Origin of the sequence: Pseudomonas sp. efr-133-TYG-5, assembly GCF_030209175.1 — a bacterium.
Lineage (GTDB): Bacteria > Pseudomonadota > Gammaproteobacteria > Pseudomonadales > Pseudomonadaceae > Aquipseudomonas.
The window spans coordinates 1,006,827-1,026,002 of sequence record NZ_JARVSM010000001.1; the positions used below are offsets into that span (position 1 = coordinate 1,006,827).

Annotated in this window: 18 protein-coding genes; 7 read left to right on the forward strand and 11 right to left on the reverse strand. The window is 62.1% G+C overall.

Annotated features, from left to right (window positions below; all coding sequences use genetic code 11):
* Position 1: 1 nt before the first annotated feature.
* Together aguA and QRN70_RS04475 are read right to left on the reverse strand one after the other, a co-directional pair.
* Complete coding sequence (gene aguA, locus QRN70_RS04470) at positions 2-1,117, reverse strand: agmatine deiminase (RefSeq protein WP_285416005.1); 1,116 nt, start codon at positions 1,115-1,117, stop codon at positions 2-4.
* 99 nt (positions 1,118-1,216) lie between these two features.
* Entirely contained in the window at positions 1,217-2,101 is an 885-nt protein-coding gene (locus tag QRN70_RS04475; RefSeq protein ID WP_285416006.1) for a LysR substrate-binding domain-containing protein, read from the reverse strand.
* Between the two features lie 245 nt (positions 2,102-2,346).
* On the opposite strand from QRN70_RS04475, the gene QRN70_RS04480 reads away from it, so the two are divergent.
* Complete coding sequence (locus tag QRN70_RS04480; protein WP_285416007.1) at positions 2,347-2,835, forward strand: GFA family protein; 489 nt, start codon at positions 2,347-2,349, stop codon at positions 2,833-2,835.
* A 123-nt stretch (positions 2,836-2,958) separates the two neighbouring features.
* On the opposite strand, the gene QRN70_RS04485 is transcribed toward QRN70_RS04480, so the two are convergent.
* The 3 genes from QRN70_RS04485 to QRN70_RS04495 form a co-directional block, all read right to left on the reverse strand.
* Positions 2,959-4,245, reverse strand: coding sequence for an ATP-binding protein (locus tag QRN70_RS04485; protein ID WP_285416008.1), 1,287 nt, complete (start codon positions 4,243-4,245; stop codon positions 2,959-2,961).
* Complete coding sequence (locus tag QRN70_RS04490; protein ID WP_285416009.1) at positions 4,246-4,953, reverse strand: winged helix-turn-helix domain-containing protein; 708 nt, start codon at positions 4,951-4,953, stop codon at positions 4,246-4,248.
* Positions 4,954-5,150: 197 nt separating this feature from the next.
* A complete protein-coding gene (locus QRN70_RS04495) occupies positions 5,151-5,759 on the reverse strand; it encodes a MiaE family protein (RefSeq protein ID WP_285416010.1) in 609 nt (202 codons plus the stop codon).
* Between the two features lie 160 nt (positions 5,760-5,919).
* Between QRN70_RS04495 and uspL the strand changes: the two genes are divergently transcribed.
* A complete protein-coding gene (uspL, locus tag QRN70_RS04500) occupies positions 5,920-6,783 on the forward strand; it encodes a universal stress protein UspL (RefSeq protein WP_285416011.1) in 864 nt (287 codons plus the stop codon).
* A gap of 209 nt (positions 6,784-6,992) precedes the next feature.
* On the opposite strand, the gene QRN70_RS04505 is transcribed toward uspL, so the two are convergent.
* Positions 6,993-7,463 (reverse strand): DUF1289 domain-containing protein, encoded by a 471-nt coding sequence (locus QRN70_RS04505; RefSeq protein WP_285416012.1) that lies wholly within the window; start codon positions 7,461-7,463, stop codon positions 6,993-6,995.
* A 467-nt stretch (positions 7,464-7,930) separates the two neighbouring features.
* Here QRN70_RS04505 and acnB point away from each other — a divergent pair, with 467 nt between their 5' ends.
* Positions 7,931-10,540 carry a bifunctional aconitate hydratase 2/2-methylisocitrate dehydratase gene (acnB, locus tag QRN70_RS04510; RefSeq protein WP_285418009.1) on the forward strand — a complete coding sequence of 870 codons (2,610 nt, stop codon included), beginning with the start codon at positions 7,931-7,933 and terminating at the stop codon, positions 10,538-10,540.
* A gap of 218 nt (positions 10,541-10,758) precedes the next feature.
* On the opposite strand, the gene QRN70_RS04515 is transcribed toward acnB, so the two are convergent.
* The 3 genes from QRN70_RS04515 to QRN70_RS04525 all read right to left on the reverse strand — a co-directional run bounded on the left by QRN70_RS04515 (position 10,759) and on the right by QRN70_RS04525 (position 12,758).
* Positions 10,759-12,039: an HAAAP family serine/threonine permease gene (locus QRN70_RS04515; protein ID WP_285416013.1), complete on the reverse strand. Its 1,281-nt coding sequence runs from the start codon at positions 12,037-12,039 to the stop codon at positions 10,759-10,761.
* 252 nt (positions 12,040-12,291) lie between these two features.
* Positions 12,292-12,474 carry a hypothetical protein gene (locus QRN70_RS04520; protein ID WP_285416014.1) on the reverse strand — a complete coding sequence of 61 codons (183 nt, stop codon included), beginning with the start codon at positions 12,472-12,474 and terminating at the stop codon, positions 12,292-12,294.
* 89 nt (positions 12,475-12,563) lie between these two features.
* On the reverse strand, positions 12,564-12,758 hold the full coding sequence (locus QRN70_RS04525; RefSeq protein ID WP_285416015.1) for a hypothetical protein: 195 nt from the start codon (positions 12,756-12,758) through the stop codon (positions 12,564-12,566).
* A gap of 272 nt (positions 12,759-13,030) precedes the next feature.
* On the opposite strand from QRN70_RS04525, the gene QRN70_RS04530 reads away from it, so the two are divergent.
* From QRN70_RS04530 to QRN70_RS04545, 4 genes are all read left to right on the forward strand, one after another.
* On the forward strand, positions 13,031-13,414 hold the full coding sequence (locus QRN70_RS04530) for a tautomerase family protein (protein WP_285416016.1): 384 nt from the start codon (positions 13,031-13,033) through the stop codon (positions 13,412-13,414).
* A gap of 214 nt (positions 13,415-13,628) precedes the next feature.
* Positions 13,629-14,597 carry a 2-hydroxyacid dehydrogenase gene (locus QRN70_RS04535; RefSeq protein WP_285416017.1) on the forward strand — a complete coding sequence of 323 codons (969 nt, stop codon included), beginning with the start codon at positions 13,629-13,631 and terminating at the stop codon, positions 14,595-14,597.
* 144 nt (positions 14,598-14,741) lie between these two features.
* Positions 14,742-15,809 carry a phosphotransferase family protein gene (locus QRN70_RS04540; protein ID WP_285416018.1) on the forward strand — a complete coding sequence of 356 codons (1,068 nt, stop codon included), beginning with the start codon at positions 14,742-14,744 and terminating at the stop codon, positions 15,807-15,809.
* A 26-nt stretch (positions 15,810-15,835) separates the two neighbouring features.
* The gene (locus QRN70_RS04545; protein ID WP_095120260.1) at positions 15,836-16,603 is read left to right on the forward strand and encodes an SDR family oxidoreductase; all 768 of its coding nucleotides are present in this window, start codon (positions 15,836-15,838) and stop codon (positions 16,601-16,603) included.
* A gap of 623 nt (positions 16,604-17,226) precedes the next feature.
* On the opposite strand, the gene QRN70_RS04550 is transcribed toward QRN70_RS04545, so the two are convergent.
* Entirely contained in the window at positions 17,227-17,484 is a 258-nt protein-coding gene (locus QRN70_RS04550; protein WP_285416019.1) for a DUF1652 domain-containing protein, read from the reverse strand.
* Positions 17,485-17,677: 193 nt separating this feature from the next.
* A complete protein-coding gene (locus QRN70_RS04555) occupies positions 17,678-19,171 on the reverse strand; it encodes a helix-turn-helix transcriptional regulator (protein ID WP_285416020.1) in 1,494 nt (497 codons plus the stop codon).
* Between the last annotated feature and the right edge of the window lie 5 nt (positions 19,172-19,176).

A 19,176-nucleotide genomic window follows, 5' to 3' on the forward strand; every position in this document is an offset into this window, starting at 1 on the left:
CTCAGGCTCCTGTTTGCCGGCCGGCGTATTGCGGCATGGTGATACACGCGACGTTGCCGCCGCCGAGGAGGATTTCCCGCGAGTTGTCGATGCCGACGATCCTGTGCTGCGGAAACAGCTCGGCGAGGGTGGCCAGGGCGACGTTATCGTTGCGGTCACCGAACAGCGGCACCACGATCGAACGGTTGCCAGCGTAATAGTTGATGTACGACGCGCAGATCTTCGTGCCGGCCTGGCGGGTGTGGGTGCTGTCCTGCTGGTCGAGGCCGTCGGCTTCTTCGGCGGTCCACTCGAGCACGTCGGGCTGCGGCAGTTTGTGCACGATCAACTCGCGGCCACGGCTGTCGCGGGTGCTGCGCAGGATGTCGTAGGCCTCCTGGTAGATCTCCCACTGCGGGTCATCACGGTTGTCGGTCCATTGCAGCACCACTTCGCCGGGACGCACGAAGCACGCCAGATCGTCGACGTGGCCGTCGGTTTCGTCGAACTTGCACCCGCGCGGCAGCCAGATCACTTGCTCGGCGCCGAGGTAATCGGTCAGGCGTCGGGTGACCTCGGCCTTGCCCAGATGCTGGTTGCGATTGCGGTTGAGCAGGCATTGCTCGGTGGTCAGGATACTGCCCTGGCCATCGCTCTGGATGCCGCCGAGTTCGGCGATCAACGGCGCGCGATAACGGTCGAAGCGCTCGATTTCGAGGATCTTGCTCGCGATCTGGTCGTCCTTGTCCCACGGGTAGTAGAGGCCGCCGTCGAGGCCGCCATAGGCGTTGAATTCGAAGTCGACGCCGCGCACTTCGCCGCTCTGGTCGTTGACCACGAAGCACGGGCCACTGTCGCGAAACCAGGTGTCGTTGCAGGTCATTTCCACCACGCGCACCTGCGCTGGCAACTGGCGGCGGGCGGTGGCGAACTGCGCGGCGGAGGCGCACACGGTGACCGGTTCGCTATGGGAGATCGCCGTGACAATCTGCACCCAGACTTTCTGCGCCGGTTTCGCACCGTTGCGCCAGACGTCGGTGCGCTCCGGCCAGCCGAGCCAGCAGCCGGCCTTGGCTTCGAATTCGCCGGGCAGACGGAAGCCGTCCTGTTTCGGGGTGGTGTCGAGCAAACGTGCCATGGTCAAACCTCGTCTCGGGGATGGGAATGACCACAGGCTACGGTCGCGGGCGAGCGCCCCGCCAACGATGATTATTTCGGAACAGTTGAATTCAACTCATCAATCGGCCAACTGATCGTTGAACCATTCGAGGATCTGCGACACCGCTGGCCGCTCCAGCCGCACCCGCTCGCAAACCAGTGCGTATTGGCCGAGGGCGGTCATGCTCGAGGTGAACGGGCGCACCAGCCGCCCGCTCTGCAAATCTTCCTGCGCGGTGAGGTTGTCGCCCATTGCCACGCCCTGCCCCTGCGCCGCCGCTTCCAGCGCCAGGCCGGCATGGGCGAAGTACAACTGGCGCTCGGGGCGTTGATCGCCGGCATGGCTGGTCAGCCACGCAGTCCAGGTCTTGCCGTCCTGATCGTCGTGCAGCAGGCAATGCCGGGCCAGGTCTTTCGGGGTTTTCAGCATGCCCTGGTTGAACAGGCCGGGACTGCATACCGGGAAGAACTGCAACGCCGGCAACGGCCGGACGAAATAGGCGCTGCTGTCCACCGGGCCGGTGCCGTAGGTGATCGCCAGGTCGATGTCTTCCCCTGGCGCCGTGGCGTCGATCGGTTGTTCGTAGAGGTGCAAGGTGATGTGCGGGTAACGCGCATAGAAATCGCTGAGGCGGCTCATCAGCCACTTCTGCGCCAGCTCGGCGGTCACCGCCAGGCGCAGCACGGCCAGCGAGGACGGATCGCGCAGTTCGTCGCAGGCATCGCCGATCAGTTCGAAGGCCTGTTGCAGGCTCTGCATCAGGCGCCCGGCGGCGATGGTCGGGCGAATCTGCCGGCCTTCACGGATGAACAACGCCACGCCCAATTGCTCTTCGAGCTGGCGGATCTGGTGGCTGACGGCGCTGTCGGTGACGCACAGTTCCGCCGCTGCCCGGCCGAAATGCGCGTGGCGCGCGGCGCATTCGAAGGTTCTTAGGGCGGCCAGTGAGGGGAGTCTGCGCATGGGAGGGTGCCTTTTTTGTCGGACATGCTGACCGGGCTGGCGGTGGGCGTCCAGTGCCAGCGCGTTATCGTTGTTCGCTGGCAAGCCAGCTCCCACAGGCCAGCTCCCACGGGTTTTGTGTCGAATGGCAAAGCCGCGCACACCATAAATCGCTGTGGGAGCTGGCTTGCCAGCGATGCCGTCGGCACATTCACACAATTCTTCTAGGCTGAACCGCACCACTTCAGCCAACCGGAGGCCCCCTCATGCACCTCGAAGGTTCCTGCCACTGCGGCGCCGTCACGTTCAGCCTGACCAGCGCCCATCCCTACCCCTATCAACGCTGCTACTGCTCGATCTGCCGCAAGACCCAGGGCGGGGGCGGCTATGCGATCAACCTCGGCGGCGACGCCAGCAGCCTGAAAGTCCGGGGTCGCCAACATATCTCGATCTACCACGCGAAAATGAAAAGTGCCGGTGACAAACGCGCCCACCGCAGCAGCGCCGAACGGCATTTCTGCTCACAGTGCGGCAGCGGTTTATGGTTGTTCAGCCCTGAGTGGCCGGAGCTGATCCACCCGTTCGCCTCGGCCATCGATACCCCGCTGCCGGTACCGCCGGAACACACGCATTTGATGCTGGGGTCGAAGGCGCCGTGGGTTGAAGTGGATGCCAGGCCCAAGGACAAGCAGTTTGCGCTGTATCCCGAGGAGTCGATTGCGCAGTGGCACGAACGCTTGGGTTTGGTCAAATGAGCAGGGTTTTGTGCCGTGATTGATGACCCTATCGCTGGCAAGCCGGCTCCCACAGGTTTTGTGTACGCCCAGGAACCTGTGGGAGCTGGCTTGCAGCGATAGGGCCGGAACCGCCAACGCAGATCAGTCCTGATGCGCCCAGGTCATGCGAAACGACGCCCCGCCCCACGGCGAATCGCCGACCTCGACGTGCCCGCCATGGGACTGCGACACCCGCCGCACCAACGCCAGGCCCAGACCGAAGCCGCCGGTACGGCGGTCGCGGCTGGCATCCAGGCGCGAAAACGGTTCGAAAATCTTTTCCCGCCCGGCCGGCGGCACCCCCGGCCCGTCGTCATTGACCAGCACCTGGTACTGATCGCCAATGCGCACCAGCGACACCTCGACCCGCTGCTCGGCATAACGAATGGCATTGCGCAGCAGATTGATCACCGCCCGCGCCATGAAGCGCGGTTCGATGCGCACTTCCTCGACGCGACATTCGCCAATCGACAACTGCACCCCGGCGGCCTCCGCCTCCAGCGCCACACTGCCGACCACGCTGTCGAGCCAATTGGCTGCCTGAATGTTCTCGCGGCTGATCACCGTGGCGCCGCGCTCGAGACTGGCATAAGTGAGCAGTTCGGAGACCATTTCCTCCAGTTCGCCGAGGTCGGCGTACATGTCGGCGATCAGTTCGCGATTCTGGCTGGCATCCGGTTGCTGCTTGAGCTGGTCGAGCTCGAACGACAGCCGCGCAATCGGCGTGCGCAATTCGTGCGACACGGCGTTGGTCAGTTCGCGCTGGTTGGCGATCAGGCCCTCGATGCGCGCCGCCATCAGGTTGAAGTGCTCGGCGAGGTCGCGGATGTTCGAGCGCCTGGACAGCTGGATGCGCACCGACAGGTCGTTGTCGCCGAAACGCTCGGCGGCCAGGCGCAGTTTTTCCAGGTCGCGCCAGTGCGGGCGCACCCAGAAGAACAGCACGATGCCGATCAGCACCGCAATCATCAGGTACGCCGCGGCGATATAGAACGGCATCAGGCTCGGCTCCGGCGGCAATTTGATGCTGAGCAATTGCGAGCCGCCATCGATCGCACCGATGTATTGCGTGTACTTGTCGCGGATCACCAACAATCCTTGGGCCAGCTCGGCCTGTTCCTTGTCGGTCAATGCCAGCTGATCGGCCTGGACCAGACTCAGCCCGAGGCCGTAGTGCGGACGAATCGCTTGCAGGTGTTGCTCGCGGGCCGGGCCGTCGAGGCCGCGCAACTGCTCGCCCAGCGTCCAGGCCTGGCCGCGCACGGCTTCGCGGTTGTAATCCTGCATCTGGTAATCGAGCAGCGCATCGAACGTGCGCTCGACGGTTTGCAGGGCCAGCACCAGGCCGACCGTCATCACCAGGAACAGACCGAGAAATAGCCGCAGCATCTACAACTCCCAGGCAAACGGATTGAACAGGTAGCCCTTGCCCCACACGGTCTTGATGCACACCGGTTCGCGCGGGTTGTCCTTGAGCTTGTTGCGTAATTTGCTGATGTACACGTCGACACTGCGGTTGAGGCCGTCGAAGGCGATGCCGCGCATGCGGTTGAGAATGTCATCGCGCGAGAGGATCTGCCCGGCGGCGCTGGCCAGCAGCCACAGCAGTTCGAATTCCATGGTGGTCAGCTCGATGCTGTCGCCCGCCAGGCGCACTTCGCGGCAGCTGCGGTCGATGCTCAGCCGGCCGAACTCCAGCGCGCTGACCACGCTGGTGTCCGGCACCTGACGCCGTTGCAGCGCGCGCAGGCGTGCCAGCAGCACCGGCGGCTTGATCGGCTTGATCACGTAGTCGTCGGCGCCGGACTCCAGGCCGAGGATGTGGTCGAGGTCATCTTCCTTGGCGGTGAGGATGACAATCGGCGTGTCGGCCACGCTGCGGATCTCGCGGCACACGTGCAAGCCGCTCTGCCCCGGCAGCATCAGGTCGAGCACCACCACTTTCGGGCGAAACTCGAGGAACGCGGCCATGGCCAAATCACCGCGATGCACGGTGCGCACCTCGTAGCCGTGTTGTTCGAGGAAGTGCGCGATCAGCGCAGCCAGCCGCTCATCGTCTTCCACCAGCAAGACTCTGCCAAAACCCAGGTTATCCATAACGTCCGCGCGCCAACCCATGTGTGAAGTGGGCGCCATTATGGCGGCATTCGCGGCCGCGACGTTCAGCACAGACAGCAAAAACCGGCCGCGCGGGCCGGTTTTCGTCGATGTTTCATACTCTTAAGAGTTTTTAACAGTTGAGCGCAAGATCGCCCCGCATTTGCCCTGCGATCCGTGCGAGCGCTGGTGGGTCTTCAAGCGGCGACAGGCACGCCACTGTGAAAGCGGAACTCTTCATCCGGCGACTCGATCAGTTCCTGCTCGGCAGCACGAACCTTGTCGATCACCTGAGCGATATCCTTCGCATCGCCGTACTGGTAAGCCAGTTTCAGGTAGCCCTGAAAGTGCCGCGCCTCGCTTTTCAACAGGCCGAAATAGAACTTGCCGAGTTCTTCGTCCAGGTGCGGCACCAGCGCTTCGAAGCGCTCGCAACTGCGCGCTTCGATGAAGGCGCCGACCACCAGGGTGTCGACCAGCTTCACCGGTTCGTGGCTGCGCACCACTTTGCGCAGGGCTGACGCGTAACGACCGGCATGCAGCTGGCGCAGTTCGATCTTGCGCCGTTTCATCAGGCGCATGACCTGTTCGTGGTGCACCAGTTCTTCCCGGGCCAGGCGCGACATCATGTTGATCAGATCAACGTGGGAATGGTACTTGGCGATCAGGCTCAACGCCGTGCTGGCGGCCTTGAACTCGCAGTTCTTGTGGTCGATCAGCAGGGTTTCCTGATCGGCCAGCGCGGCCTGAACCCAGGCATCGGGGGTGCGACAGCCAAGGAATTCGTGAATTTCGGGAAGGATCATGGGACTCACGGTCAAAAAGGTGTTCAAGCGAAGGCCGCCGATTATACCGGCCTGCCCGCAGACCACCAGCCGCACGCGTTGATATGCATCAAGTCGCGGACCGATGCGCAGCAACTATAGTTGTGCAACGCCGTGCCTTTTCATTGCTGGAGACTCACTCATGCAAGCCATTCGCAGCATTCTGGTGGTCATCGAACCCGAACATGCGGAAAGCCTGGCGCTCAAGCGCGCCAAGCTGATCGCCGGGGTCACGCAGGCGCATCTGCACCTGCTGGTGTGCGACCGCAAGCATGACCACGCCGGCATGCTCGCCGTGCTCAAGGCGGCGCTGCTGGCGGACGGCTACAGCGTCACCACCGAGCAGGCGTGGAACGACAGCCTGCACGAAACCATCGTCGACGTGCAGCAGGCCGAAGGCTGCGGGCTGGTGATCAAGCAACACTTCCCCGACAGCCCGCTGAAAAAGGCCCTGCTGACCCCGGCGGACTGGAAACTCCTGCGTCACTGCCCGACTCCGGTGCTGCTGGTGAAAACCGCCGGTTCGTGGAAGGACAAAGTGATTCTCGCCGCCGTCGACGTGGGCAACGCCGACGGCGAGCATCGGCACCTGCACACCACGATCATCGACCACGGCTACGACATCGCCAGCCTGGCCAAGGGGCACCTGCATGTAATCACTGCGCATCCGTCGCCGATGCTCTCGGCCGCCGATCCGACTTTCCAGCTCAAGGAAACCATCGAAGCGCGCTATCGCGAGCAGTGCCGCGCGTTCCAGGCCGAGTTCGATATCGACGACGCGCACCTGCATATCGAGGAAGGCCCGGCGGATGTGCTGATTCCGTTCATGGCGCACAAGCTGCAGGCGGCGGTGACCGTGATCGGCACCGTGGCGCGCACCGGGCTGTCAGGGGCGCTGATCGGCAATACGGCCGAGGTGGTGCTCGATGCGCTGGAAAGCGACGTGCTGGTGCTCAAACCGCAGGAGGTTGAGGATCATCTGGTGGAGTTGGCGGTGAAACACTGAGCAATACGCTGCCTGAACCGGCGCCTTCGCGAGCAGGCTCGCTCCCACGGTTGGAATGCATTCCCCTGTGGGAATTGGCTTGCCAGCGATAGCGCTGGGTCAGTCAGCATTGATCCTGGATGCACCGACCTCATCGCTGGCAAGCCAGACTCCCACAGGATCTGCATTCCACTCCGATCATTGTCGCAGCAGGCCTGCTCGCGAAGCTTCTAGGCGCCGAAGGCGTCTTTCAGGAAACCCGGCGCGATGTAGCGCTGGTAATGCGCTTCCGACAGCAGGAAGAATTCCCGATCAATGGCGTCGCGCAATTCCGGCAGGTTCCATTCGCGAAACTCCGGCAGCAGCACCATGCCGTAGGCTTCCAGATTAATGATCACCCGCGCGCCCCGGGCGATCAGCTGGTAGGCCCAGCAATATTCCGACTGATGCGGCACGAAGCGGATCTTGCGCTGTTCCAGCTGCTGGCGCAGCAGCGCGCGGTCGAAGACCTCGACCTTGCTCGCCATCACTTGTGACAGCAATTGTTCCAGACGCAACCACACCGCACGCTTGTGCTCCTCGTCGTAACCGTTCCAGTGGATCACTTCGTGGTGGAAACGCTTGCAGCCACGGCACACCAGATCACCGTAAACGGTGGAGCAGAGGCCGACGCACGGGGTCTTGATGGTCTGATTGGGCATAAATCGGGCAAACACTGAAACGCGGAACAGGCCGGCATGTTAGCCCTTTGTCGGCCATACATCACCCCTCAAACTGCAAGGTCGGGGCGGCGCGCGGACTTTGCCGCGCACGCCGGGCCCGCCACCAAAGTCCAATAGAGCGCGACTTACCTTTAAATTTTTTTTGCCGTAGAATCAGCCAGCCTTTTAAGGCGCCAATGTCCGTTAGAAGCTGTTTTCAAAGCGTCACGAGCACAGTCGTTCCTTCAGAGCGGTGTTGGCGAAGGGTTTTTCCAGCGGGGAAAAGCCCAACGCCAACCCTCATCAGCTCCCCGTTCTGCAGGCGTAAAACTTTGAAAGCAGCTTCTGTAAGGAATTGCCGGTAATTCTGACCAGGCGACCCACAACGTCGTGAGGTGCATGAGTACGGCAATTTCGGGATGAGCGTCCCGGACACCCATTTGGGACCACTGATGAGGGTAATAACTGTGCTTGAAGCCTACCGCAAACATATCGAAGAGCGTGCAGCCCTGGGTATCGTTCCCCAGCCGCTTAACGCCGAACAAACTGCAGGCCTGGTCGAGCTGCTGAAGAATCCTCCGGCTGGCGAAGAAGCTTTCCTCGTTGACCTGATCACCAATCGCGTACCACCAGGAGTGGACGAAGCCGCTTACGTCAAAGCCGGTTTCCTGTCGGCCCTGGCCAAAGGCGAAGTCACCTCCCCTCTGCTGGACAAGAAGCGCGCGGTAGAACTGCTCGGCACCATGCAGGGCGGCTACAACATCGTGACCCTGGTTGAACTGCTGGACAACGCCGAGCTGGCGCCAGTGGCCGCCGAAGAACTCAAGCACACCCTGCTGATGTTCGATGCCTTCCACGACGTGGCTGAAAAAGCCAAGAACGGCAACGTTCACGCCAAGGCCGTGCTGCAATCCTGGGCTGACGGCGAGTGGTTCAAGAAACGCCCGGTGCTGGCCGACAAGATCAGCCTGCGCGTGTTCAAGGTCACCGGCGAAACCAACACCGACGACCTGTCCCCGGCGCCAGACGCCTGGTCGCGTCCGGACATCCCGCTGCACGCCCTGGCCATGCTGAAAATGGCCCGTGACGGCATCGTTCCGGACGAGCAAGGCAAGACCGGCCCGATGAAGCAGATCGAAGAAATGCGCGGCCAGGGCTTCCCGATCGCCTACGTCGGTGACGTGGTCGGTACCGGTTCCTCGCGTAAATCGGCGACCAACTCGGTGCTGTGGTTCTTCGGCGACGACATCCCTTACGTGCCGAACAAGCGCGCTGGCGGTTTCTGCTTCGGCAGCAAAATCGCTCCGATCTTCTACAACACCATGGAAGATGCCGGCGCACTGCCAATCGAGTTCGACGTCTCGAACATGAACATGGGCGACGTGATCGACCTGTACCCGCACGCTGGCAAGGTCTGCAAGCACGGTACCGACGAAGTCATCACCACCTTCGAAATGAAGACCCCTGTGCTGCTCGACGAAGTCCGTGCCGGCGGTCGTATCCCGCTGATCATCGGCCGTGGCCTGACCGAGAAGGCTCGCGCCGAACTGGGTCTGCCGCCGTTCGATCTGTTCAAGAAGCCGGAAGCTCCGGCTGAAAGCACCAAGGGCTTCACCCTGGCGCAGAAAATGGTCGGCAAGGCCTGCGGCCTGGCAGAAGGCAAAGGCGTACGTCCTGGCACCTACTGCGAACCGAAGATGACCACCGTCGGCTCTCAGGACACCACCGGTCCGATGACCCGTGACGAACTGAAAGACCTGGCGTGCCTGGGCTTCTCCGCTGACCTGGTAATGCAGTCCTTCTGCCACACCGCGGCGTATCCGAAGCCGATCGACGTAACCACCCACCACACCCTGCCTGACTTCATCATGACCCGTGGCGGCGTATCCCTGCGTCCGGGCGACGGCATCATCCACTCGTGGCTGAACCGCATGCTGCTGCCGGACACCGTGGGTACCGGTGGCGACTCGCACACCCGTTTCCCGATGGGCATCTCGTTCCCGGCCGGTTCCGGTCTGGTCGCGTTCGCCGCCGCCACCGGCGTCATGCCGCTGGACATGCCGGAATCGATCCTGGTGCGCTTCAAAGGCAAAATGAAACCTGGCATCACCCTGCGTGACCTGGTTCATGCCATTCCTTACTTCGCCATCCAGAACGGTCTGCTGACCGTCGAGAAGAAAGGCAAGAAAAACGCCTTCTCCGGCCGCATCCTGGAAATCGAAGGCCTGGAAGGTCTGACCCTGGAACAGGCGTTCGAACTGTCCGACGCCTCGGCCGAACGTTCGGCTGCCGGTTGCACCATCAAGCTGTCGAAAGAATCGATCACCGAGTACCTGCAGTCCAACATCACCCTGCTGCGCTGGATGATCGGCGAAGGCTACGGCGATGCGCGTACCCTGGAACGTCGTGCACAAGCGATGGAAGCCTGGATCGCCAACCCTGAGCTGATGGAAGCCGATGCCGACGCCGAATACGCCGAAGTCATCGAAATCGATCTGGCCGACATCAGCGAGCCAGTCCTGTGCGCGCCGAACGATCCGGACGACGCCCGTCTGCTGTCCAGCGTTGCTGGCGAGAAGATCGACGAAGTGTTCATCGGTTCGTGCATGACCAACATCGGTCACTTCCGCGCTGCCGGCAAACTGCTGGATCAGGTCAAGGGTCAGCTGCCAACCCGTCTGTGGCTGTCGCCGCCGACCAAGATGGACGCTCACCAACTGACCGAAGAAGGCTACTACGGCATCTACGGCAAGGCTGGCGCGCGCATGGAAATGCCAGGCTGCTCGCTGTGCATGGGTAACCAGGCACGCGTCGAGCCGAACAGCACCGTGGTCTCGACCTCCACGCGTAACTTCCCGAACCGTCTGGGCGACGGCGCGAACGTCTACCTGGCCTCGGCCGAACTGGCGTCCGTTGCTTCGATCCTGGGTCGCCTGCCGACCGTCGAGGAGTACATGGAATACGCTGGCAAGATCGACAGCATGGCGGCCGATGTCTACCGCTACCTGTCCTTCGACCAGATTGCCGAGTTCCGTGAAGCCGCTGCGAACGCCAAGATCCCGGTCGTTCAAGCCTAACGCTGCAACGCAATGAAAAACGCCGCCCATCGCGAGATGAGCGGCGTTTTTTTATGCCTGCTGAACGGCTGGCGCTGATCGGTCCCACGCTCTGCGTGGGGAGGATCACTTTGCGGGAGTTGACCTGCCCGCGAAGATCGCAGGCACAAAAAAGGCCGATCTGCGAGGCAGATCGGCCCTTCTGTTTCACGCAGTCAATTGGGATCCTGTGCTGGATCTCAAGCGCTCAGCGAATAGATCAGCGCCGAAATCGCCACCAGGCCCACGGCAGTGACGAACACGTTCGACGCCTGACCGCGGTAGCGCGCCATGGCCGGCACCTTGCGGATCGCATACATCGGCATCAGGAACAGGATGGCCGCGATGACCGGGCCGCCGATGGTTTCGATCATGCCGAGGATGCTCGGGTTCAGCGTGGCGACGATCCAGCACACCACCAGCATGATGGCTGCGACGATGCGATCCAGAGCCTTGGCACCCGGACGCTTGCCGCTCTTGATGATCAGGCCTTTCAAGCCTTCGCTGGCACCAATGTAGTGGCCGAGGAACGACTTGGAGATCGCCACGAAGGCAATCAGCGGCGCGGCGAACTCGATGGTCGGGTTGCTGAAATGGTTGGCCAGGTAAGACAGGATCGACAGGTTCTGCGCCTTGGCTTCGGCCAGTTGTTCCGGCGACAGGGTCAGCACGCAACTGAAGACGAAGAACAGCACCATCAGCACCATCAGTGCGTGCGCGCGGGACAGGATCTGCGAACTGCGCGCCTCGGCGTGCACGCCGTAGCGGCGCTTCTGGTCAACCGCGAACGCCGAGATGATCGGCGAGTGGTTGAACGAGAACACCATTACCGGAATCGCCAGCCACAGCGTGTGCAGCAGCGCCGACGGTGCCGGCACCTGCGATGCGGTGGCGAGGATGCCGCCGTTCCAGTGCGGAATCAGATACACCGCGAGGAACAGCAGCGCGACGATGAACGGGTAGACCATCAGGCTCATGGCCTTGACGATGGCCTGCTCGCCGCAACGGACCACGGCCAGCAGGCCGAGAATCAGCACGAACGACAGCAAGGCGCGCGGTGGCGGCGTGATGTGCAATTGATGCTCAAGGAAACTGGCGACCGTGTTGGTCAGGCCGACGCTGTAGATCAGCAGGATCGGGAAGATCGCGAAGAAGTACAGCAAGGTGATCAGCGCGCCGGCCTTGATGCCGAAATGCTGTTCGACCACCTCGGTGATGTCGGCGCCTTCACGACCGGATAGCACAAAGCGGGTCAGGCCGCGGTGTGCGTAGAACGTCATGGGGAATGCCAGCAGCGCCAGGATCACCAGCGGCCAGAAGCCACCCAGGCCCGCGTTGATCGGCAAAAACAGGGTACCGGCGCCGATGGCCGTCCCAAACAGTCCCAACATCCAGGTGGTGTCATGGCGACTCCAGCTCGAAAGTTCAGCTGGTGCCGCCGCTTCATAGCGTTCGTCGACGCTATTGGCCTGATCATTCATCCGGTCGGATCTCCGCATTCCGGTCACTTGCCACTCGGTCGAAACGCGCCGGAAAAAACCGACAGAAACGTCGCAACCGAAACAGGGGCGCGATTCTCCTGGATAAATGAGCAGAAGCAAAGACTTAGCTGAGGAATGGTTATGCGGAGCAGATGGCAGGTTGTCGTTTTTGGCAAAATACCTGTCGCCAATGGGCATGCTCAATGTCGTTTTCCGACAAGCCGTGGCACCGGTACTGGCAAGACGGCGTGCTCACACACAGCGGACGACGACCATGGCAATCACGATGCCTATCGTCGCCAGGAGCATGCCAATACCGAACGGTATCAGGGCTGCGCGGAGTTCGGCCGGGGTCAGCGTCAGCATTTCCCTGTAAAGCTCGTCGTGCTCTCGCTGCATCTGCTCGAGTCTTGCTTTGCGGTTGTACGTTTTCATGAGGCATTTTTCCTGGTCGGACCGGTCTGCAGCGGCTCGGCGTTGAGCCATGTGGTCGTTTAATCAACAATGCGCCAGCATTCAGCGCGTTAGAGCTTGAGGAAAAATCCTCCCGCGGCGGCCAGTGCGGTCACAACCCCGGCTCCCACTACTATTGGGTAAAAGAACGTCTCTCGTTTCAGTTTGAATTCCTCGGCCATAAGCTTGCGTCTTTCGGCGGCGAGCCTTTGGGTTTCAGTCTGTAGCTTTTCGAGTTCCACGCTGTCGCGCTCGTCCAGAAACATGGGCCGTCCTTGGCTGTCTGCCATTGACACTCGGGCTGTCTATGGCGCCCTGAAGTGTGCTTGCCGTTTTTGTGAGCCCAATCATTGCTCCTTCGTCGTCTGCGGAATAGCGGATGAGCCCCACGCGGCTCGTAGGCAAAGTCGATAAATTTCGCCAGACAGGGCGGCTATCGCCGAGCATCCTTAAACAGCCCACCGAACAGCATTTATCGGCTATACCCAATGGCGAATGGTCTGACAGCGTCCTCAGCCCCTACCTACGGAGCCACTTCATGCCCCTCGTTCGCGTCGAACTCCAGAAACGCCCCGATCCCACCTTCGCCAAGCGCGTCGGCGAGCAGATCTATGCCGCCATGCGCGACACGATCAACGTGCCCGAGCATGACAATTTTCAGATTCTCGCCGAGCACGACGGCGAGCATTTCATCTTCGACCCGCAGTACCTGGGCATCCCGCGCAGCGACCAGTTGGTCATCATTCAGATCACCCTCAACGAAGGCCGCACGCTGGAGCAGAAGAAAGCGCTGTACCAGACCATCGCGCAGAATCTGCACACGCACCTGGCGGTACGCCGCGAGGACGTATTCATCAATTTGGTGGAAGTGAAAAAGGAGAACTGGTCGTTCGGCAACGGCATCGCCCAATACGCCAGTTGAGCGCCCGACGACACCCTGCGCATCGACGCCTGGCGGCGCAACCGGACGGCCGCCGTGCACTTTGATCGGCGCCCGCCCGCGCCCGCGCATCAGCTTCTACACTGGCTGATGCGAGGCCGGAGCCGGCGCTTGCCGAGGATTGCCAAACCGCTCTGGAATCAGCACTCTGAACCGAATTTCGCGTACGCAAGCCGACGATCACAGGAGCCGAGCAATGCCCGCAACCGTTCTGGTACTGGTTGAAACCATTAATGACTACCTGCCGATTCTCGAACGACAGGGCTTCCACCTGATCCTCGCCCCCACGCCCGCCGAGCGCGCCCAGGCCATCGCCACCCACGGCGCCCGTATCGATGCCGTGCTGACCCGTGGCCCGCTGGGCCTGTACGCCGAAGAAATCGCCGCCCTGCCGGCGCTGAAGATCATCTGCGTGATCGGCGCCGGTTACGAACAGGTCGACCTGCAGGCCGCCAGTGATCGCGGGTTGACCGTGACCAATGGCGCCGGGGTCAACGCCTCGTCGGTGGCCGACCATGCGATGGCCATGCTGCTGGCGCTGGTGCGCGACATTCCGCGCTGCGATGCCGCCGTGCGCCGTGGCGAGTGGCCGAAGATCATGCGCCCGTCGCTCGCCGGCAAGCGCCTGGGCATTCTCGGGCTGGGTGCGGTGGGCATGGCGATTGCCCGGCGCGCCGGCCATGGCTTCGACATGCAGATCAGCTATCACAACCGCCAGGTGCGCAGCGACGTGCCCTACGCGTTCTGCTCGACCCCGACCGAACTGGCCCGCGCCTCTGACTTCCTGGTCGTGGCGACGCCCGGCGGGCTCGGCACCAAACACCTGGTCAACCGCGCAGTACTCGATGCGCTGGGGCCGAATGGCTTCATCGTCAATATCGCCCGCGCCAGCGTGATCGTCAGCGCCGATCTGATCAGCGCCCTTGAACAACGGCGAATCGCCGGCGCCGCGCTGGACGTATTCGACCATGAACCGCAGGTGCCGGACGCGCTGAAAACCCTGAGCAACGTGATCCTCACCCCGCATGTCGCCGGCCTGTCGCCGGAAGCGACCCAGGGCACGGTGGAGCTGGTGGGGAAAAACCTCCAGGCATTCTTCTCCGGGCAACCGGTGCTGACGCCGCTGCCATTGCCGCCGAAGCTGGACAGTCGACGCGTGCATTGAGCGCAGGCGCCAGCGCCGCATTCGGAACGCTGATTATCCGGCAACACGCTAGCCTATAAGACCCGGGCGCGCTTGTGGGCACCGCTGCGCGCCATTAGATTAGCCAATGATGTCTGGCCTCCAAAATAAGCAGAAGGGATAAGCATGGCGCTTACTGACCAGTCCACCCGTATCCGCTCTGGCGAAGAACTCGATGCCAGCCTGATCGATCCGTATCTCAAGGCGCACATTCCGGGCCTGACCGGCACCCCGCAGATCAGCCAGTTTCCCGGCGGGGCGTCGAACCTGACCTATCTGCTGGAATACCCGGGCCAGGAGTTCGTCCTGCGTCGCCCGCCGTTCGGCCACAAGGCCAAGTCTGCCCACGACATGGGCCGCGAATTCCGCATCCTCAACCAGTTGCGCGACGGTTTTCCGTACTGCCCGAAAGCCTACGTGCACTGCACCGACGAAGCGGTGATCGGTGCCGAGTTCTACGTGATGGAGCGGGTCAAGGGCATCATCCTGCGCTCCGACCTGCCGCCGGAACTGGGCCTGGACTCGGCGAAAACCGAAGCCCTGTGCAAGAGCTTCATCGACCGCTTCGTCGAACTGCACCGCGTCGACTACAACGCCTGCGGCCTCGGCGATCTGGGCAAGCCGGAAGGCTACGTCGCCCGTCAGATCAAGGGCTGGAGCGAACGCTACGAAAAGGCCCTGACCCCGGATGCGCCGCACTGGGAGCAGGTCAAAGCCTGGCTCAACGATAAAATGCCGGCCGATCACCCGACCTCGAGCATCGTCCACAACGACTACCGCTTCGACAACGTGATCCTCGACCCGAACAACCCGATGCAGATCATCGGCGTGCTCGATTGGGAACTGACCACCCTCGGCGATCCGTTGATGGACCTGGGCAACACCCTCGCCTACTGGATCCAGGCCGACGACCCGGCCCCGGTGCAACTGATGCGCCGCCAGCCGAGCCACGCCCCGGGCATGCTCACCCGCCGCGAATTCGTCGACTATTACGCCGAACGCTCAGGCATCCGCATCGACAACTTCGACTTCTACTACACCTACGGCCTGTTCCGCCTGGCCGGCATCGTGCAGCAGATCTACTACCGCTTCTACCACGGCCAGACCCAGGACAAACGCTTCGCGCAGTTCATTCACATGAACAAACTGCTGGAGCAGATGAGCTTGCAGGTCATTTCGAAATCCAGCCTCTGACTACGGCGCCAAAACAAGGGAATTCCATGTCCAAGACTCAGTTGTTCGACCTCGACGGCAAGATCGCTTTCGTCTCCGGTGCCAGCCGTGGCATCGGTGAAGCCATCGCCAAACTGCTGGCCCAGCAAGGCGCCCACGTGATCGTCTCGAGCCGCAAGCTCGACGGCTGCCAGCACGTCGCCGACGCGATCATCGCCGCCGGCGGCAAGGCCACGGCCGTCGCCTGCCACATCGGTGAAATGGAACAGATCAGCCAGGTCTTCGCCGGGATCAAGGAGCAGTTCGGCCGTCTCGACATTCTGGTCAACAACGCCGCGACCAACCCGCAGTTCTGCAACGTGCTGGACACCGATCTGGGCGCGTTCCAGAAAACCGTCGACGTGAACATCCGCGGTTACTTCTTCATGTCGGTGGAAGCCGGCAAGCTGATGCGCGAGAACGGTGGCGGCAGCATCATCAACGTGGCCTCGATCAACGGCATTTCGCCGGGGATTTTCCAGGGCATCTATTCGGTGACCAAAGCCGCAGTGATCAACATGACCAAGGTGTTCGCCAAGGAATGCGCGCAGTTCGGCATCCGCTGCAATGCCCTGCTGCCGGGCCTGACCGACACCAAGTTCGCCTCGGCGCTGGTGAAAAATGATGCGATTCTCAAGCAGGCACTGACGCAGATCCCGCTCAAGCGCGTCGCCGACCCGAGTGAAATGGCCGGTGCCGTGCTGTATCTGGCCAGCGATGCGTCGAGCTACACCACCGGTGTGGCGCTGAACGTGGACGGCGGTTTCCTGTCCTGATTCCTCGCGCTGCGGCTGCCGGCGACGAGCCTTTAGCGAGGATCGCCGCCGGCGCCAGCTTGTGCAGCAAACTGCGCGCCCCCGAGCAGATCGGCCGCCGGCACAATCCGCTCAAGCCCCACCTCAACTGACATCACCTACCCTACTGCGTGACACAGCGGGTGGTCGTGATGTGCCGAGTGACCTGCCCGTCAACGTACATATCGCCCGCCACCTCGGTATTCTCGAGGACCTGGCAAGTACGCTCCGGCGGCGGAGGCGGCGCGGCCGGTGGTGGCGGTGGCGGACTGGCACACCCTCCGAGCAGCACCACCACAACAGCCAGCGACAACGGTGAACACACGCGTTTCCCAAGATTGTTCATAGGATGACCCGCGACAAATGGAAGACCCACTCCCGCCACCGCGCACAGCAGCACCCGGCTACGGAAACCTGACCACTCATTCCTTATAGCCCAGTGCCCCGCAAGTGCCAGTGAAATGGACACATCCGGCGCGACGGGCTGTCGATTCTGCGTTGGACGCAAGGGAGGGGAAATCAAAAGATCGCGATCAGCGGCGGCACCCGCCGGAGTACTGGATGCATTCGCGGTTGCAACGGCGCGGCTGACGGGCCGCCAAGGCTCAAGCCAGATCCGGGTCCGTGGAAGATTGCAGAGAAGCGATCTCCAGCTCGTACCGCAACTCTTCGACCAGGGCCGCTACCGCCTCAGGCGTGCGCAACGAATCCAGGCTCAGGCCGCTGATCACCAGATCGACCTGCCCGGAGGCCGGGTGATACAACTTCACCGTCAGCGAATGATCGCCGGAAACCGAACAATCACAGGCCAACGGTGAAAAACTGCGTTCAAGGTGTGCGCGCAACTGCGCCAGGTAAATCATCCCGGCTGCTCCACGCAACGCCGCACCCGGCATGACTCAATGAAAGACGACTGACTCATGGGATCGATCCTTAAACTGTTGCGAAGGGGACGCGACCAGATCGCTCGGACCTGTATCGCACCCCAACAGACTAAGAACATCACCTGCGCGCAAGAACCTCAAATTGCACTGCCTGCACTAGTGCATTTGCACCTCAACGCTGGCCCTTGGCGTTCCACGCTCCGGAGAACAGACCGCGCTCGCGCGCCCACACGATCGCCTCGCTGCGGCTGTGCACGTCGAGCTTGGAATACACCGTCGCCACATGATTGCGCACGGTATTGGGCGCCAGTTTCAGCCGCGCGGCGATCTCCTTGTCCGCCAGCCCTTCGCAGATCAGCCCCAGCACATCGCGTTCGCGGGCGGTGAGATCGGTGAACGACACGCTCGGCAACTGCGGCGAGTTGACCTTTTTCACATTGGCCAGTTTTTCGATCAGCGTGCGGCTGAACCACGACGCATCCTTCATCACTTCCTCGATTGCCGCGACCAGCTCCAGCTCGGTGCGTTTGCGCTCGGTGATGTCCATCAGCACCAGCAGGTAGCACGGGCTGTCCTCGATATTCACGGTGTCAGCCGACAGCGCGCATTCCAGCAGTTCGGCGTCTTTCCTGCGCACCCGCACATCGACACGGTCGATCCGGCCGTTTTTCTCCAGTGCCGCCAACAGACGCGTGCGCGCCGCCTGGTCATCGATAAATTCCAGCTGCGTCACGGTTTTGCCGATCACGTCGTCGCTGTCGTAGGCCAGGGTATCGAGGAACGCCTGGTTGACATCGATCACCCGTTGCTCGTCGCTGCTGCAGATCAGGATCGGTACCGGGCTCAGTCGAAATGCCTTGGCGAAGCGTTCCTCGCTCTGGCGCAAGGCGACTTCGGCCTTGTGGCGCAGCTCCATGTCCACGAAGGAAAACAGCATGCAGTCCTCGTCATTGAGCACCAGCGGCTGACCGGCGACGATCACCTGTTTGCGGCTGCCGTCGGGCAGGCGCAGTTCGGCCTGCATCTGCGGGATGGTCGCCACGTCGCGCAAACGCTGGATCGCCAGCTCCTTGCGCTCGGCCTGCTCGAAGATATCCAGTTCGTAGGTCGAGGCGCCGATCACTTGATCGCGGCTGTAGCCGGTCATCTCCAGGAAACCCGGGTTGACCTTGATGTAACGCAGGTCGCTGAGCCGGCAGATCACCGCCGGCGCCGGGTTGGCATTGAAGGTTTTCTCGAAGCGCTGCTCGGCGTTGGCCCAGTCGGTGACGTCGCTCATGATCAACACCAGCGACTCAGGCTCGCCGTCACGGTCGGTGAGCACCATGCTGCGCACGCTGTGCACCCAGGTGCGGTCGTCATCCACCGGCGTCAGTTCGACCAGCACGTCGCTGAACGTCTCGCCGTTCGCCACCCGGCTGATCGGGTATTGCTCCATCGTCAGGGCGTGGTTATTGCGATAACGCAGGGTGAAACACTCGGCATATTCCCTGACATTGCGCCCCAGCTCCCCGACGCGCGTGACGCCGTGCATGCGCAGCGCGGCCTCGTTGGCCCAGAGAATGCTCTGGTCGAGCTCCAGCAGAATCACCCCGTCCGACAGCGCGGCGATGATCTGTTGCAACTGGCGACGATTGGTTTCGGTGGTCAAGACGTCCTGGCTCATCGGTT